Genomic DNA, 15,918 nt, shown 5'->3' with positions numbered 1-15,918 from the left:
AAGAGGCGGCGGCTCCGTCCTGCGGAGGCCAACCGGAACAAAGGAAACTGCACGATGGCACTGCCTGATTTTTCCATGCGCCAACTCCTCGAAGCGGGCGCGCACTTCGGACACCAGACCCACCGCTGGAATCCCAAGATGAAGGAATTCATCTTCGGCGAACGGTCCAACATCCACATCATCGACCTGTCCCAGACGGTCCCGCTGCTGCACCAGGCGCTCGTCCAGGTCCGCCAGGCGGCGGCTGGCGGTGGCCGCATCCTCTTCGTCGGCACCAAGCACCAGGCCTCCGAGCCAGTTGCCCAGGCCGCGAAGCGCTGCGCCCAGTACTATGTGAACCACCGCTGGCTCGGCGGTACGCTGACCAACTGGCGCACCATCTCTCACTCGATCTCGCGCCTGCGCGAACTCGAAACGCTGCTTGACGGCTCTCAGGAATCCTCCGGCTTCACCAAGAAGGAACTGCTGAACCTGACCCGCGAGCGCGACAAGCTTGAGCTGTCGCTCGGTGGTATCAAGGACATGGGCGGCATTCCCGACCTGATGTTCGTGATCGATACCAACAAGGAAGCGATCGCCGTCCAGGAAGCCCGCAAGCTGGGTATCCCGGTCGTGGCGGTTGTCGACACCAATTGCGACCCCGATCCGATCAACTTCCCGATCCCGGGCAATGACGATGCATCGCGCGCCATCTCGCTCTATTGCGAACTGGTGGCCGATGCGGTGCTCGACGGCATCACCGAAGGCGCGGCTGATCTCGGCGTGGATCTCGGTGCGGCCGAAGAGCCCGTCGAAATCGCGTTGAACGAAGCCGAGCCGGCTGCCGAGGATGCGGCTGCGGCTGAAGACGCCCCGGCGGACGCCGACGCGGGTGCGGACGCCAAGGACGAGAGCGAAGAGAAGGCCGGCTAACCGCCACCTTCTGTCACACATTACGTATAGAACGATCACGGATCAGGAGTGAAACCGATGGCTGAGATCACAGCGGCCCTCGTCAAGGAACTGCGCGACAAGACCGGCGCGGGCATGATGGATTGCAAGAAGGCGCTGAGCGAAACCGGCGGCGACCTGGAAGCGGCCGTCGACTGGCTGCGCACCAAGGGCCTGTCGAAAGCGGCCAAGAAGGCCGACCGCGTCGCCTCCGACGGCCTCGTTGGCGTGGCGGTTGCCGAATCCGGCAACGGCATGATCGGCGCGGCGGTTGAAGTGAACGCGGAAACCGACTTCGTCGCCCGCAACGAGCTGTTCATGGCCACGGTCAAGGAAATCGCCGGCCTGGCGATCCCGGCCAGGGGCGATGTCGCGGCGATCAAGACGTCGAAAATGGCGTCCGGCGAGACGGTCGACGAAGCGCTGACCAACCTTATCGCCAAGATCGGCGAGAACATGAATTTGCGCCGCGCGACCACGATCGAGGCCGATCCCGGCGTCGTGGCGACCTATGTCCACAACGCGGCGGGCGAAGACCTTGGCAAGATTGGCGTGCTCGTCGGTCTGAAGTCGGACGGCGACAAGGCCAAGCTGGCCGAAATCGGCCGCAAGCTGGCCATGCATGTCGCAGCCGGCTCCCCGGCCGTGGCGCTGTCGGTCGACGTGTCCGACCTGGATCCGGCCGAAGTGGACAAGGAACGTACTGTCCTGTCCGAACAGGCCCGCGAATCCGGCAAGCCGGAAGCGATCATCGAGAAGATGGTCGAAGGCCGTATCCGCAAGTTCTACGAGGAAGTCGTGCTGATGAAGCAGGTCTTCGTGATGGACCCGGACAACACGGTCGAGCAATTCCTGAAGAATGCCGAGGGCGATGTCGGTGCCCCGATCACCATTACGGGCTTTGCCCGGATGGCGCTCGGTGAAGGTGTCGAGAAAAAGTCTGACGACTTCGCCGCCGAAGTCGCGGCGATGTCCGGCAAGGGCTGACGATGATTTTCCTGGTGCCGGGGCGTTTCCGCCCCGGCACGCTTCGTCTAGTGTCCGTCTCGTGACCGATTCAGTGACCGATACTCCCGCCGATCTTCCGCCGCCCGTCTACAAGCGGGTCTTGTTGAAGATATCCGGCGAAGCCCTTATGGGCGATCAGAATTATGGCATTGACCTCAAGACCGCCGAGCGCGTCGCGAGCGAGGTCAAGCAAGCCGTCAATTCCGGTGTTGAAGTCTGCCTTGTCATTGGCGGCGGCAACATCTTTCGCGGGCTGTCAGCAGCCGCCAAGGGCATGGACCGCGCCGCGGCCGACTATATGGGCATGCTGGCGACCGTGATGAACGCGCTCGGCATGCAGACAGCGCTCGAGCGCATCGGCGTCCAGACCCGCGTCCAGTCCGCTATTCCCATGACCTCGATCTGCGAGCCCTATATCCGCCGCCGGGCGATCCGGCACATGGAAAAGGGCCGCGTGGTGATCTTCGCCGCCGGGACGGGCAATCCCTTCTTCACAACCGATACCGCTGCCGCCTTGCGGGCGGCCGAGATGGGCTGTGACGCGCTCTTCAAGGGCACTCAGGTCGACGGGGTTTATTCCGACGACCCGCGCAAGAACCCGGACGCGGAGCGCTATGACCAGCTCGACTATCTCGAAGTACTGTCGCGCGATCTGAAGGTGATGGACGCGGCGGCCGTGACCCTGATGCGCGAGAACGCCATCCCGATCGTGGTTTTCAGCATCCATGACAAGGGCGGGCTCGCCCGTGTACTGTCGGGGCAGGGCGTCTGCACCGTGATCGGTCAGCGGCCCGCGGCAAACGCTAACTGACACATCAGGACGGACTTCCATGAGCGGTGATATCAATATGAAGGATCTGAAGCGGCGCATGGACGGTGCCGTGGAGGCCCTGAAGAAGGATTTCGGCGGACTGCGCACCGGACGCGCCAGCGCCAGCCTGGTCGACACGATCAAGGTCGATGCCTATGGCTCGGTGACGCCGATCAACCAGGTCGCGACGATTTCCGTGCCCGAGCCGCGCATGATCACGGTCCAGGTGTGGGACAAGAACCTCGCGCCGGCCGTCGAAAAGGCAATCCGGAATTCCCCCATCGGCGTAAACCCGGTGGTGGAAGGCGCGATGATGCGCATTCCAATTCCGCCGCTTAATGAGGAGCGCCGCGCCGAACTGGCCAAGGCGGCCAGCGGTTTTGCCGAGAATGCCCGCGTCGCAATCCGCAATGTCCGCCGTGACGGTATGGAAAGCCTGAAGAAGGCGGAGAAGGACGGCGATATCGGCGAAGACGAACACAAGTCCAGGGCCGATGAGGTCCAGAAGCTGACCGACGACGCCGTGGCCAGTGTCGATGCTGCGCTGAAACACAAGCAAGACGAAATCATGCAGGTCTAGGGCCCGTTTTTAAAGGCTCCATCAGGAGACGCCCATGCCCGCCCCGAACACCGAAACGGCCACACCGGCCCATGTCGCCATCATCATGGACGGCAATGGACGGTGGGCGGCTGCCCGCGGGCGTCCGCGTGCCTTTGGGCACAAGCAGGGTGTCGACGCCGTGCGCGGTGCCGTGCGTGCGGCAGGCGAGCTGGGGATCCGGCATCTGACCCTGTTCGGCTTTTCGACCGAGAACTGGCGGCGGCCAGAGGAAGAGGTCGACGCGCTGTTCGACCTGATGCGGCGCTTCGTCGACGCGGACCTAGAAAAACTGGCGCGCGAGGATGTGCGGATCCGGATCATCGGCCGCCGCGAGGGGCTGAAACCGGAACTCGTCGAGATCATCGGGCGGGCCGAGACAAGGACCGAGGCCAATACCGGTTTCCATCTGACGATCGCGTTCAATTATGGCGGACGCGACGAGATTGTCCGGGCGGCCCGCCGCCTGGCTCTGGCCGCGCAATCGGGCGACGTGGATGCGACCGCCATCGACGAAGGCGTGTTCGCCGGATTTCTCGACACGACCGGCATACCCGATCCCGACCTGGTTATCCGGACCAGCGGCGAGCGCCGGATCAGCAATTTCCTGATCTGGCAGGCGGCCTATGCCGAACTGATCTTTCTCGATGTTCTGTGGCCCGACTTCGACGCCAGTCATCTGCAGGCGGCCGTGAACGAATATCACAGCCGTCAGCGCCGGTTCGGAGGCGTGGATGACAGCGCCGCCTGAGCGCCTGATTCGTCGCGACCCGGCATTTCTCGCGCGAGTCGTTTCCGCCGTCATCCTGGCTCCGGTCTCCGTCTTTCTTCTGGTCAGGGGCGGGGAGGCCTTCACCGCTTACGTGGCCGCCTTCGCGGCGGCCATGGCCTGGGAATGGCAGCGCATGGCCGATGGCGGTGCGCCAACCCGCAGCTATGCGGTCGCGGCGGTCGCGGCGAGCGGCGCAGTGATCTTTGTCGGCCATGGCGACCTGTTCTGGGCAGCGGCCTGGCCCCTGGCAGGTGCCATTGGCGTGGCGTTCGCGGGCGACATCCCGGTCCGCCGCCGCTGGCGCGCTCCGGCCGGCATACTCTATGTCGCGCTGACCTCCTGCTCGCTGGTCTGGATGCGTGATGCGGGCGACAACGGTCTCGTGCGCCTCGGCTTCCTGATGTGCGTGGTCTGGAGCGCGGACATTTTCGCCTATTTTGCCGGAACCTGGCTGGGCGGACCCAAGCTCTGGCCCAGGGTTAGCCCGAACAAGACATGGGCCGGTTTTGCCGGGGCCATGGTCGTTGGCACCTTCGCCGGCGGGCTGTACGCCCGCTATTTCGGCCTGCCATTTCCTGAAGCGGTCATCCTTGCCGCTGTGCTCGCGCTGGCCTCGGTCCTCGGTGACCTCCTGATGTCGCTCGCAAAGCGCCGCTTTGGCGTGAAAGATGCCGGCAAGATCATTCCCGGCCATGGCGGCGTGCTCGACCGTGTCGATGCGCTGATGCTGGCAACCGCAGTCGCGCTCGCGTCCCAGCTGCTGGTCCCGCAGGTCTGGTCATGAGCGCGCCGCGTCGGATCAGCGTGCTCGGAGCGACAGGCTCGGTGGGCCTTGCGACGCTCGACCTGGTGCGGCGGGCCCCACAGGGGACATTCGAAATCGTCGCGCTGACGGCACACAGAAATGTCGAGGGCCTGGCCGACCTGGCGAGGGAGTTTTCGCCTGAAATCGCCGTCGCCGCTGATCCCCAGTGCGGGTCGGCGCTGTCTGACGCTCTGGCCGGCACCAGCGTGCGGACCGCGTGCGGACCGGATGCGCTGATCGAAGCGGCCGGCATGGATGCCGACTGGGTGATGGCGGCTATCGTGGGTTCGGCGGGGCTTATGGCCAGTGCGGCCGCGCTTCGTCCCGGGGCGGCCCTCGCCATCGCCAACAAGGAATGCCTGGTCTGTTCCGGTGACCTGTTCATGCAGACCGCGCGAGCGCGCGGCGCGACGGTCCTGCCGGTCGATTCCGAGCACAATGCGATCTTCCAGGCCTTGCGGGACGAGCATCGCGGTCATGTTTCCCGGATCACGCTGACCGCTTCAGGTGGGCCTTTCCGTGACTGGCCGGCGGACCGCATGGCCGGAGTCACCCGTAGAGATGCGCTCGCTCACCCCGTCTGGGAAATGGGTGAGAAGATCAGTATCGACTCGGCGACGATGATGAACAAGGGGCTGGAGGTCATCGAGGCCTGCCGTCTCTTCGACCTGGCGCCAGCGAAAGTCGACGTGGTGGTCCATCCCCAGTCCATTGTTCACGGCCTTGTCGAATACGGTGACGGCAGTGTGCTCGCCCAGCTGGGCACGCCGGACATGCGCATCCCGATCGCCTCGACCCTGGCCTGGCCAGAACGGATGGAAACGCCAGCCGAACGGCTCGATCTCGCGCGGCTGTCGCGGCTGGACTTTGAAACGCCGGATCCGGAGCGTTTTCCCGCGCTGCGGGTGGCCCGCGAAGCGCTTGAACACGGGGAGGGGGCCACCGCCGCCCTGAATGCCGCCAACGAGGTTGCCGTGGCGGCCTTTCTCGCCGGACGCACCGGTTTTCTTGACATTGTGCGGACGGTTGAGGACGTTCTTTCCGCGATGGACAGGCGTGAAACGCTTCCCAAACGTTTTTCTGCGTTTGATGAGGCACTCGACATAGATGCACGCGCCCGCCGCGTGGCCGACGAGATGATCGGCCGCCTGTCGGCGTCATCCGCGTAAAGGGTCAGGATGGTTCATGCTTGATTTTTTCGGCTCCGGCCTGATTACTGCATTCGCATTCGTATTCGTGATTTCCATCGTCGTGGTGATCCACGAGCTCGGTCATTTCGCGGCCGGGCGCTATTTCGGTGTGCACGCCGAGGCTTTCTCGATCGGATTCGGACCGACCCTGTTCGCGGTACGTGACCGGATGGGGACGATCTGGCGGGTCGCAGCGCTCCCCTTGGGCGGATATGTCCGTTTTTTAGGCGACGCCGGCGCGGCAAGCGAGCCCGATCAGGACAAACTACGCGAGATGCGCGCCCGGCTCGGGCCGGATGCAGAGCGCTGCTTCCACTTCAAACCGGTCTGGCAGCGCGCGATCATCGTCGCGGCCGGCCCCATCGCCAATTTCATTCTGGCGATCACGATCTTCACGGCGCTCGCGCTGGCCTATGGCGACCGGGGCCTGGAACCGGTGGTCGGCCAGGTCCAGCCCGGGACACCCGCTGAAGCGGCGGGATTCCAGACCGGAGACCGGATCGAAGCCATCGCGGGCGAACCGATCAACCGGTTTGCCGATATCCGTGCCCAACTCGTCTGGCGCCCGAATGAGGTCGTTACCTTTGATATCCTGCGCGATGGACAGCCGATGCAGATTCGCGCAGCGGCGCGACTGACCGAAGCCGACGATGGCCTGGGTGGCCGCCGCGAGGTGGCACAGGTCGGATTCGGGTCCAGTGGCGACGTCTATCACCGCCCCTATAACCTGTTTGAGGCCTTCGGTGCCGGTTGTGCCCGTGTCTGGCAGGTCGTATCGATTACCGGGCGCTATGTCGCGCGGATCGTGACCGGGCAGGCCCCGGCCAACATGCTCAACGGGCCGGTCGGCATTGTCACGGTGTCAGGGCAGGTAGCCAATCAAAGCCTCGACAGTGCTCCGGACGCCGCAACCGGGGCGGGCCGGGCGTTGGTGAACCTGATTTCGCTCGCCGGCCTGTTTTCAATCGGGCTGGGATTGGTCAATCTGTTACCGATACCGCTGCTCGACGGCGGGCATCTGGTGTATTACGCCTATGAAGCGGTTGCGGGCCGTCCACTGAGTGCGCGTGTTCAAGCCATTGGATTCCGTGTAGGGCTTGCACTTGTGCTCGGTATGATGCTTGTAGCGACCGTGAATGATCTGAGTTACCTGCGCGGTCTGTTCTCCTGAACCCACGCGACAAAATGACGGCGGCCCGAATGTTGTTGAGTGTAATCCGCGCTTCCCTGGCGACCCTGCTTGCCTTCGCTCCCCTGTCGCTGGCGTCAGCCCGGGCGCAGGACGAAACCACCGAAGCTGAGGCACCTGCACCGCAGGTTGAAGCGCGTCCAGTCGTCCGCCAGATCCTGGTTCAGGGTAATCAGCGCGTCGAATCCGACACCGTGCTGTCCTATATGCTGGTCCAGCCCGGGACGGTGGCGGACCCCCGCGCAGTGAACCTGTCGATCCAGACCCTGTTTGCGACCGGTCTCTTCTCCGATGTCCGGATCGAGGACCGCGGCGAGATCGTCGTCGTCTATGTCCAGGAAAACCCGATCATCAACCAGGTGATTCTCGAAGGGAATCGCGCGGTTGACGACGACAACATCACCGATGAAATCCAGGCCCAGCCGCGCGCCATCTTCACCCGTGCGCGGGTGCAAGCCGATGTGCAGCGCATCATCGAGGTCTATCGCCGTTCCGGGCGGTTTGCTGCCCAGGTGACGCCGCGGATCATCGAACAGCCGCAAAACCGGGTCGACCTGATCTTCGAGATATCCGAAGGTCCGATGACCGGCGTGCGCCGCATCAACTTCATCGGCAACGAGGAATTCGGCGACCGCCGCCTGCGCGGAGAGCTCGTCACCCAGGAATCGCGCTGGTACCGCTTCTTCGGTTCGAACGACAACTACGACCCGGATCGCCTTGAGTACGACCGCGAACTGCTGCGTCAATTCTACCAGAATCAGGGCTTTGCCGATTTCCGCGTCGTGTCGGCTGTTGCCGAACTGACTCCGGACCAGGAAGATTTCTACATCACCTTCACGCTCGACGAGGGTGATATCTACACCTTCGGCGACATCACGGTGACGACCGAACTCCCCGATATTTCAACCGATTTCCTGCAGCGCGCCCTGCCGGCCCAAACGGGAAATCTCTACCAGGGCGAACTGATCGAGGACTCGGTCGAGACGCTGACCTTCGCAACCGGTGCTGCCGGCTATGCCTTCGTCAATATCCGCCCGCGCATCACCCGCAATCGCGACGACCGCACAGTGGACGTCGAATTCGTCATCGACGAAGGCCCGCGCGTTTATATCGAACGTATCGACATCGTCGGGAATACGCGGACGCTCGACCACGTGATCCGGCGCGAACTCGAGCTCGTCGAGGGCGACGCCTTCAACCGCGCTCTGATCGACCGGTCTCGCAACCGCGTGCGCCGTTTGGCCTTCTTCGAGGAAGTCGAGATCACCGAGACGCAGAGCTCTGCGGCCGACCGCGCGCGCCTGCAGGTAACGGTCGAGGAGCAGCCAACCGGCGAGCTCGCCTTCGGGGCCGGTTTCTCGTCGACCGATGCCTTCCTGGTTGACCTGTCGATTTCAGAACGGAATCTGCGCGGCCGTGGCCAATTCCTCCGCTTCCGGATTTCCGCCAGCTCACGCCGTCAGCAGGTCGATATCCGTTTTACCGAGCCGCGCTTCCTTGACCGTAATCTCGCCGCCGGTTTTGACCTTTTCCAGGTTCGCTCCGACTTTGCCCGGGAAGCGTCCTTCGAAACCGAAAGTACGGGTGTCAGCCTGCGTGCAGGTTTCCCGACCACGCGGTCGACCGAGCTGGGCTTGCGTTATACGCTGCGGACCGATGACGTCATCGTCTATGCCGGGGCCAACCCGGCCCTGCGTTCCCAGTCGGGTTCACGCGTAACGTCGGTGTTCGGCTACACGCTGCGTTGGGACCGAACCAATGATCCGATCAACCCGACGCGCGGTTTCGCGCTGCAATTCAGTCAAGATTTCGCCGGGATTGGCGGCGATGTTCGCTATGTCCAGTCAGAAGCCAGCGGTGCCGTTTACCGTGGCATCTGGGAGGACGTCGTGGCGAGCTTCACCTTCAACGCCGGCTTCATCATGGGCTGGGGTGGTGACTCGATCCGGATCAATGACCGGTTCTTCAAGGGCGGAAACACGTTCCGCGGCTTTGAAACGGCCGGTATCGGTCCGCGTCTGGTATCGCGGGACACCACGACAGGGCAACTGATCGGCGGCGATGCCCTTGGCGGGCGCGCTTATGCGATCGGTACCTTTGAACTGGCCTTCCCGCTCGGCTTGCCGGAGGAGTACGGCGTGCGTGCGAGTGTCTTCACCGACTTTGGCACCATCGGTCTCCTCGACGACGACAGTCAGATTGCCGAGACCGGCACGGGGACGTTCACGGCAGATGATCTGTCGCCGCGTGTTTCGGCCGGCCTGAGCATTTTCTGGGATTCGCCCTTCGGGCCGATCCGCTTCGATCTCGCAGAAGCCCTCGTGAACGAGGACTATGACAAAGCCGAATTCTTCCGCTTCAGCACACGTACAGGATTCTAAAATGAAACTGCATGCCATCTCCATCTGGGCCGCGGCCATCGTCGCGGCGACGCTCGCCGCCGTTGCGCCGGCCAGCGCCCAGACCAACGTCCTCGTTTTCAACGAGGCCCGTGTCCTGCGCGACAGCGCGGCCGGTCAGGTCATCGCCACCCGCCTTGAAGCCATTCAGGGTGAAATGGACTCCGAACTCCGTGCCGTGGCCGAACCGATCCAGGCCGAAGTCGAGCGCCTGAACGCCGAAACCGAGCCGATGACGCAGGAAGCCATTCAGCAGCGTCCGGACCTGATGCAGCGTATTCAGGCTGTTCAGCAACAGGGTCAGCAGGTTGAAGTCCTGCGCCGTCGTCTCAGCCAGGAACTGGCCGCGACCGAACGTCAGGCGCTGCGCCCGGTTCTCGAACTGCTACCGACCATCCTCGAGGAAATCGTCGCCGAACGCGGTGCCCATATCATCGTGGACCGCGCCAACCTGGTGTATGCCGCCGAGAGCGTCGACATCAGCGCGACCGTGATCGAACGCCTCAACCAGCGTTTGCCGACCGTGGCCGTCAACCGTGTCCGCCTGCCGCAAGGGGGCGAGGGCCAGGCCCAGCAATAACTTCTGCCGCAAGGGGGCGGGCATGGCCGATTCGCGTTTTTACGAGTCGCTCGGCCCGCTGACCCTGGCGGAGATCGCCGCAATTACAGACGGCCAGCTTGCCGGTGACCCCGGTGATCTGACCGTCGATGCGGTTGAGCCGGTCGAGACTTGCCGCGCCGGCGCGCTTTCCTACTTTTCCGGTGACACTGCGCCGGGTGACGGCCCTCCGCCTGCGGGGGCCGTTTTTCTTGCGAAAGAGAGCCTCGCGGAAGCCTTCGCCAGCAGTGGTGCCCATTTCATCGTGGTGTCTGATCCCCGCCGGGCCTTTGGGCTGGCGGCACCCCGGATTGTGGCCGAGCGCGTCCTGTTTGGGGATGACCGGATCGACCCGACTGCGCGGATCGGCGATGATTGTCTGATTGCGCCTTCAGCGACGGTGTCCGCCGGCGCGGTCATTGGCGCACGGACCGTGATTGGTCCCGGTGTCGTTGTCGGGCCCGGCGTCGAGATCGGCGAAAACAGCGATATAGGCCCGCACTGCGTGGTCCGCTGCACGATCGCCGGAGCGCGTCTCGTGCTCCAGTCAGGGGCCAGGATCGGGGAATCCGGTTTCGGCGTTGCGGTGGGGTCGGGACGCCCCGTCAATGTCCCGCATTTCGGGCGTGTTATTCTGGGCGAAGACGTCTTCGTCGGGGCCAACTCCTGTATTGACCGGGGCCTGTTTACCGACACCGTCGTCGGCGATGGCTGCAAGTTCGACAACCTGGTTCACGTCGCCCATAATGTCACCATTGGCGAAGGCAGCGTCTTTGCCGGTTTTTCCGCCATTTCGGGAAGTTGCAATATCGGCAAGAACGTCCTGTTTGGCGGCCGCGGCGGCTTGGCCGATCACGTCAATGTTGGTGACGGGGCCATCATTGGTGCAAATTCTGCGACCATGAAGGACGTGCCGGCTGGAGAATTCTGGTTCGGCTCGCCTGCGGTGCCGAAACGGGAGTATGTACGTGAGCGCATGGCCATCAAGCGCCTGATCAAGACCAAGACGCGCGACAGCTGACAAGGAGAGCCCTGTTGACCGATGAAACCCCGACCCTGGGCGAATCCTTTGGGCAGGACGAAATCCTGCGCCGCATTCCCCATCGCTATCCCTTCCTTCTCGTCGACCGCGCCGAGAATTACCTGGAAGGCAAGTCCATAGTCGGGATCAAGATGGTCACCGCAAACGAGCCGCATTTCACCGGGCACTTTCCGGGAAATCCCGTTATGCCCGGTGTCCTGATTGTCGAGGCGGTCGCCCAGACCGGCGCCATCCTGATGTCCAAGACGCTCGATGTGGATGTCACCAAGACCACCATCTTCTTCATGGGTGTTGACAAGGTCCGCTTCCGCCGGCCCGTCGTCCCCGGTGACGTGTTGCGGATGCCGGTCGATGTGACCTATGCCCGCCATGGCGTCTTCCGTTTTCACGGCCGGGCGACCGTCAATGACGCCCTCGTCACGGAATTCGATTTTGCCGCGAAGGGCGTCACCTTGCCATGAGCACGACCATCCACCCGACCGCGATTGTCGATCCGGGTGCCCAACTCGGCCAGGACGTGGAAATCGGACCGTTCTGCATCGTCGGGCCGAATGTCGTCCTGAAGGACGGTGTGAAACTGCTGTCCAGCGTCACGATCGACGGCCATACCGAAGTCGGTGAGGGGACCCGCATCTACCCCTACAGCGTGCTGGGGATGCCGCCCCAGGACTTCAAGTACAAGGGTGGCCCGACCCGCCTGATTATCGGTGCGCGAAACCTGATCCGCGAACATTGCACCATGCATCCCGGAACCGAAGTCGGGCGCGGCGAAACCCGAATAGGCGACGACGGCTTCTTCATGGTCGGCGTCCACATCGCCCATGACTGTATCGTCGGCAATCATGTTGCACTGGCCAATCACGTTGCGGTCGCGGGCTATGCCGTGATCGGCGATCACGTGATCAGCGGCGGTCATACGGGCGTGACCCAATTCACCCGGATCGGCCGTCATGCCTTCCTGGGCGGCATGGCGCTCGCCAATGCCGATGTCATTCCCTATGGCTTTGTCACCCGCAATCCGGCCCACCTGGAAGGGATCAACCTTGTGGGGTTGAAACGCCGCGGGTTTGCCCGCGACGTGATCCGGGAGATGCGCACGGCCTACCGTCTGCTTTTCGCGGAAGAAGGGACGTTCCAGGAGCGCATTTCCGACGTCGAGAAGCTTTATCCGGACAATGATCCGGTCAAGGAAATCATCGCCTTCATCCGCGCCGACGAAAGCAAGAAGCTGTGCATGCCGCATGACTGACGCCGGACCCAGACGCTGGTCCCGTCTCGGTGTCATCGCAGGCGGCGGCCAATTGCCGGTCTTGCTCGCCGGGGCCGAACACGCGGCCGGGCGAAACCCCTTCGTCGCCCGGCTTAACGGGTTTGCCGATGCTGATTTCACCGCGTTTGCCGGCGCGTCATTCAACCTCGGCGCAGTCGGAGGTTTGCAGAAGGCCTTGAAGGCTGCGGGCTGCGACGCGATCTGCTTTGCCGGAAAAGTCGACCGCCCCGATTTCCGGACGCTGGTCCCGGCCGATCTGACCGCGGCGAAACTCCTGCCGCGCATGATCGACGCTGGCCGAAAGGGCGACGATGCCCTGTTGCGGGAAATCCTGGCGTTTTTCGAAGAATCCGGGTTCGCGGTCGTGGGGGCCGATGACGTGCTGGCCGGCCTGATCCCGGCGGCGGGTGTTTTCGGGTCGGTCCAGCCGCGCGAGAGTGATCGTGCCGACGCGCGAAAGGCGCTGAGGACGGCCCGCGCAATTGGCGGTCTGGATATCGGGCAAGGTGCGGTCGTGTGCGGCGGGCTGGTTCTTGCCGTCGAAGCGCAGGAAGGAACGGATGCCATGCTGGCGCGGGTCGCCGGCCTTGCGGCGGATATCCGGGGCACCGAAACCGACCGCCGCGGCGTGCTCGCCAAGGCCCCGAAACCCATTCAGGAGCGCCGTATGGACTTGCCAGTCATAGGACGCTCGACGGTCGCCGGTGCCCGCGCGGCAGGGCTCGCCGGTGTCGCAGTCGAAGCGGGCGGTGCACTGGTTGTCGACCGTGAGGGCGTCGTGGCCGATGCGGATTCGGCGGGCCTGTTTGTCATGGCGATCACTGCGGACGAATTGGATGCCTGAACGCCGAAAGGTCTTTCTTGTTGCCGCCGAGCGTTCCGGAGATGCGCTCGGGGCCGGGCTGATACGGGCCTTGCGTGACCGGTTTGGCGATGATGTTGAATTCTCGGGCGTTGGCGGATCGGAAATGACGGCAGAGGGGCTGAACAGCCCGTTCGACATTTCAGAGCTGTCAGTGCTTGGATTTTTCGAAGTGCTGAGCGCTTATCCGCGGGTCGTGCGCCGGGCTGACGAAACGGCAGATCTGGCTGAACGGGTTAAGCCCGACGTTGCGGTTCTCATTGATTCCTGGGGCTTTACCCTGCGGGTCGCCCAGAGGCTGAAGGCCCGGATACCGGACATGCCCGTCGTCAAATATGTCGGTCCGCAAGTCTGGGCGACGCGGAAGGGCCGGGCCAAGACACTGGCCGAAACGGTTGACCGTCTGTTGACCATCCATTCCTTCGACGCCCCGATATTCGAGGCGGCGGGCCTGCCAACGACCTTCGTGGGTAATCCGACCCTGGAAAAGGATATCCGTGGTGACGGGATGGCCTTCCGGGAGCGCCACGGAATTGCGCCGGACGCGCCGTGTCTCGGCGTGCTGTTCGGTAGCCGGATGGGAGAACTGACGCGTTTGGCTGATCCATTTTCGGCCGCCCTGGAAAAGCTCAAGACCCGCTATCCGGACCTTCGCGTGATCATTCCCCTGGCGGCACCGGTCGCCGGAGCCGCGCGCGAACGCATGGCCGCTGATCCGAATTTCGCCGGGGCGGTCATCGTCGATGAAGCGGAAAAGCGCGACGCCTTTGCCGCTCTGGATGTGGCTCTGGCCTGTTCAGGAACGGTGACGACCGAGCTGGCCATGGCGGGCGTGCCGACGGTCGCTGGTTACCGGCTCGGCTGGGCGACCTGGGCGCTCCTGCGCGGCCTCCTGTTCAAGGGGACCTACATCACGCTGGTCAACATCGCGGCAGGCAAGGAGCTGATGCCCGAACGCATCCAGACGACCTGCACCGGACCGCGCCTGGCTGCAGATATCAGCCATTTCCTTGACGATACGGACTTGCGGGCCAGGACGTCGAAGGCTCTGGTCGAGACGACGGCCACGATGCGCGGCGACGGGCAGGCGGCCGCTAAGGCCGCTGCCGCCGTCGCGGAGTATCTCTAGCGATTAGCGCTTATCGATGGCGACGTAGTCGCGCTCGGTCGCACCGGCGAAAAGCTGGCGCGGGCGGCCAATCTTCTGCGTCGGGTCTTCGAGCATTTCGGTCCACTGCGCGATCCAGCCGACGGTCCGGGCCAGGGCGAACAGAACAGTGAACATCGAAGTCGGGAAGCCCATCGCACGCAGCGTGATACCCGAATAGAAGTCGATATTCGGGTACAGCTTCTTCTCGACGAAATACGGGTCTTCCAGCGCGATCTTTTCCAGCTCCAGCGCGACGGCCAGCAGCGGATCATCGGTTTCGCCGACTTCCTTCAGGACTTCGTGGCAGGTCGTCCGCATCACTTTCGCGCGCGGGTCGTAATTCTTGTAGACGCGGTGGCCAAAGCCCATCAGGCGGAAGGGATCATTCTTGTCCTTGGCCTTGGCGATGTATTCCGGGATCCGGTCGACCGAGCCGATTTCCTCGAGCATGTTCAGCGCCGCCTCGTTGGCCCCGCCGTGGGCCGGTCCCCACAGGCTGGCAATGCCCGAGGCGATACAGGCAAACGGGTTCGCGCCCGACGAACCGGCAAGGCGGACCGTCGAGGTGGAGGCGTTCTGTTCGTGATCGGCATGCAGGATGAAGATGCGGTCCATGGCGCGGGCCATGACCGGATTGACTTCATAATCCTCGGCCGGAACCGCGAAACACATGCGCAGGAAGTTAGCGGCGAAGTCCAGATCGTTGCGCGGGCTGACGAAAGGCTGGCCGACCGAATACTTGTAGGCCCGGGCAGCGATCGTCGGCATTTTCGCGATCATGCGGTGGCTGGCGATGGTGCGCGCCTTGGGGTCATTGATGTCGGTGGAGTCGTGATAAAACGCCGACAGCGCTCCGACCGTGCCGACCATGACCGCCATCGGGTGGGCGTCGCGGCGGAACCCGCGGAAGAACTGGTCGAACTGGTCATGCAGCATCGTATGATGCGTGATGGTCTTCTCGAAGCTCTCCAGCTGCGCCGCATCCGGCAATTCACCATGCAGCAGCAGATAGCAAACTTCGATGAAGCTGGAATTCTCGGCGAGCTGGTCGATCGGATAGCCGCGATACAGCAGCACGCCTTCATCACCATCGATATAAGTGATGTGGGATTCACAGCTCGCCGTCGAGGTAAAGCCCGGGTCGAGCGTGAACACGCCGGCATTCTTGTACAGCGTACGGATGTCGATAACGTCCGGGCCGACCGTGCCTTTCAGGACCGGAAAGTCATAGGACTGGCCATTGATGGTCAGGGTTGCGGTTCCGGATTCCTTGGCATTGCTTTTCATCACGTCA

The 15,918-nt window shown here is 63.4% G+C and carries 16 protein-coding genes; 15 read left to right on the top strand and 1 reads right to left on the bottom strand.

Annotated features, from left to right (window positions below; genetic code table 11):
* Nucleotides 1-54: 54 nt before the first annotated feature.
* The 15 genes from rpsB to lpxB all read left to right on the top strand — a co-directional run bounded on the left by rpsB (nt 55) and on the right by lpxB (nt 14,603).
* Nucleotides 55-912, top strand: coding sequence for a 30S ribosomal protein S2 (gene rpsB / locus V0U35_RS12695; protein WP_330197105.1), 858 nt, complete (start codon nt 55-57; stop codon nt 910-912).
* Between the two features lie 57 nt (nt 913-969).
* Nucleotides 970-1,917, top strand: a complete 948-nt coding sequence (tsf, locus tag V0U35_RS12690; protein ID WP_330197104.1) for a translation elongation factor Ts — start codon at nt 970-972, stop codon at nt 1,915-1,917.
* A 73-nt stretch (nt 1,918-1,990) separates the two neighbouring features.
* Nucleotides 1,991-2,749 (top strand): UMP kinase, encoded by a 759-nt coding sequence (gene pyrH / locus V0U35_RS12685; RefSeq protein ID WP_330197103.1) that lies wholly within the window; start codon nt 1,991-1,993, stop codon nt 2,747-2,749.
* 19 nt (nt 2,750-2,768) lie between these two features.
* The gene (gene frr / locus V0U35_RS12680) at nt 2,769-3,329 is read left to right on the top strand and encodes a ribosome recycling factor (RefSeq protein ID WP_330197102.1); all 561 of its coding nucleotides are present in this window, start codon (nt 2,769-2,771) and stop codon (nt 3,327-3,329) included.
* Nucleotides 3,330-3,363: 34 nt separating this feature from the next.
* Entirely contained in the window at nt 3,364-4,098 is a 735-nt protein-coding gene (locus V0U35_RS12675; protein WP_330197101.1) for an isoprenyl transferase, read from the top strand.
* A complete protein-coding gene (locus V0U35_RS12670) occupies nt 4,082-4,903 on the top strand; it encodes a phosphatidate cytidylyltransferase (RefSeq protein ID WP_330197100.1) in 822 nt (273 codons plus the stop codon). The genes V0U35_RS12675 and V0U35_RS12670 overlap by 17 nt, the downstream gene beginning before the upstream one ends.
* Entirely contained in the window at nt 4,900-6,093 is a 1,194-nt protein-coding gene (dxr, locus tag V0U35_RS12665) for a 1-deoxy-D-xylulose-5-phosphate reductoisomerase (protein WP_330197099.1), read from the top strand. Before V0U35_RS12670 ends, dxr begins: the two co-directional genes overlap by 4 nt.
* A 16-nt stretch (nt 6,094-6,109) precedes the next feature.
* Nucleotides 6,110-7,285, top strand: coding sequence for a M50 family metallopeptidase (locus V0U35_RS12660; protein WP_330197098.1), 1,176 nt, complete (start codon nt 6,110-6,112; stop codon nt 7,283-7,285).
* A gap of 29 nt (nt 7,286-7,314) precedes the next feature.
* A complete protein-coding gene (gene bamA, locus V0U35_RS12655; RefSeq protein ID WP_330197097.1) occupies nt 7,315-9,684 on the top strand; it encodes an outer membrane protein assembly factor BamA in 2,370 nt (789 codons plus the stop codon).
* A gap of 1 nt (nt 9,685) precedes the next feature.
* Nucleotides 9,686-10,282, top strand: a complete 597-nt coding sequence (locus V0U35_RS12650; protein ID WP_330197096.1) for an OmpH/Skp family outer membrane protein — start codon at nt 9,686-9,688, stop codon at nt 10,280-10,282.
* A 22-nt stretch (nt 10,283-10,304) separates the two neighbouring features.
* On the top strand, nt 10,305-11,321 hold the full coding sequence (gene lpxD / locus V0U35_RS12645) for a UDP-3-O-(3-hydroxymyristoyl)glucosamine N-acyltransferase (RefSeq protein ID WP_330197095.1): 1,017 nt from the start codon (nt 10,305-10,307) through the stop codon (nt 11,319-11,321).
* A gap of 14 nt (nt 11,322-11,335) precedes the next feature.
* Nucleotides 11,336-11,803, top strand: a complete 468-nt coding sequence (gene fabZ, locus V0U35_RS12640) for a 3-hydroxyacyl-ACP dehydratase FabZ (RefSeq protein ID WP_330197094.1) — start codon at nt 11,336-11,338, stop codon at nt 11,801-11,803.
* Nucleotides 11,800-12,591: an acyl-ACP--UDP-N-acetylglucosamine O-acyltransferase gene (lpxA, locus tag V0U35_RS12635; RefSeq protein ID WP_330197093.1), complete on the top strand. Its 792-nt coding sequence runs from the start codon at nt 11,800-11,802 to the stop codon at nt 12,589-12,591. Before fabZ ends, lpxA begins: the two co-directional genes overlap by 4 nt.
* Nucleotides 12,584-13,456 carry an LpxI family protein gene (locus V0U35_RS12630; protein WP_330197092.1) on the top strand — a complete coding sequence of 291 codons (873 nt, stop codon included), beginning with the start codon at nt 12,584-12,586 and terminating at the stop codon, nt 13,454-13,456. The genes lpxA and V0U35_RS12630 overlap by 8 nt, the downstream gene beginning before the upstream one ends.
* Nucleotides 13,449-14,603, top strand: a complete 1,155-nt coding sequence (gene lpxB / locus V0U35_RS12625; protein ID WP_330197090.1) for a lipid-A-disaccharide synthase — start codon at nt 13,449-13,451, stop codon at nt 14,601-14,603. The genes V0U35_RS12630 and lpxB overlap by 8 nt, the downstream gene beginning before the upstream one ends.
* 3 nt (nt 14,604-14,606) lie before the next feature.
* Here lpxB and gltA read toward each other — a convergent pair whose 3' ends face one another.
* Complete coding sequence (gltA, locus tag V0U35_RS12620; protein ID WP_330197089.1) at nt 14,607-15,911, bottom strand: citrate synthase; 1,305 nt, start codon at nt 15,909-15,911, stop codon at nt 14,607-14,609.
* Nucleotides 15,912-15,918 lie beyond the last annotated feature (7 nt).

The organism is Hyphobacterium marinum (genome assembly GCF_036330325.1).
Taxonomy (GTDB): Bacteria; Pseudomonadota; Alphaproteobacteria; order Caulobacterales; family Maricaulaceae; genus Hyphobacterium; species Hyphobacterium marinum.
This window is presented reverse-complemented; position numbering and strand designations above follow the sequence as displayed.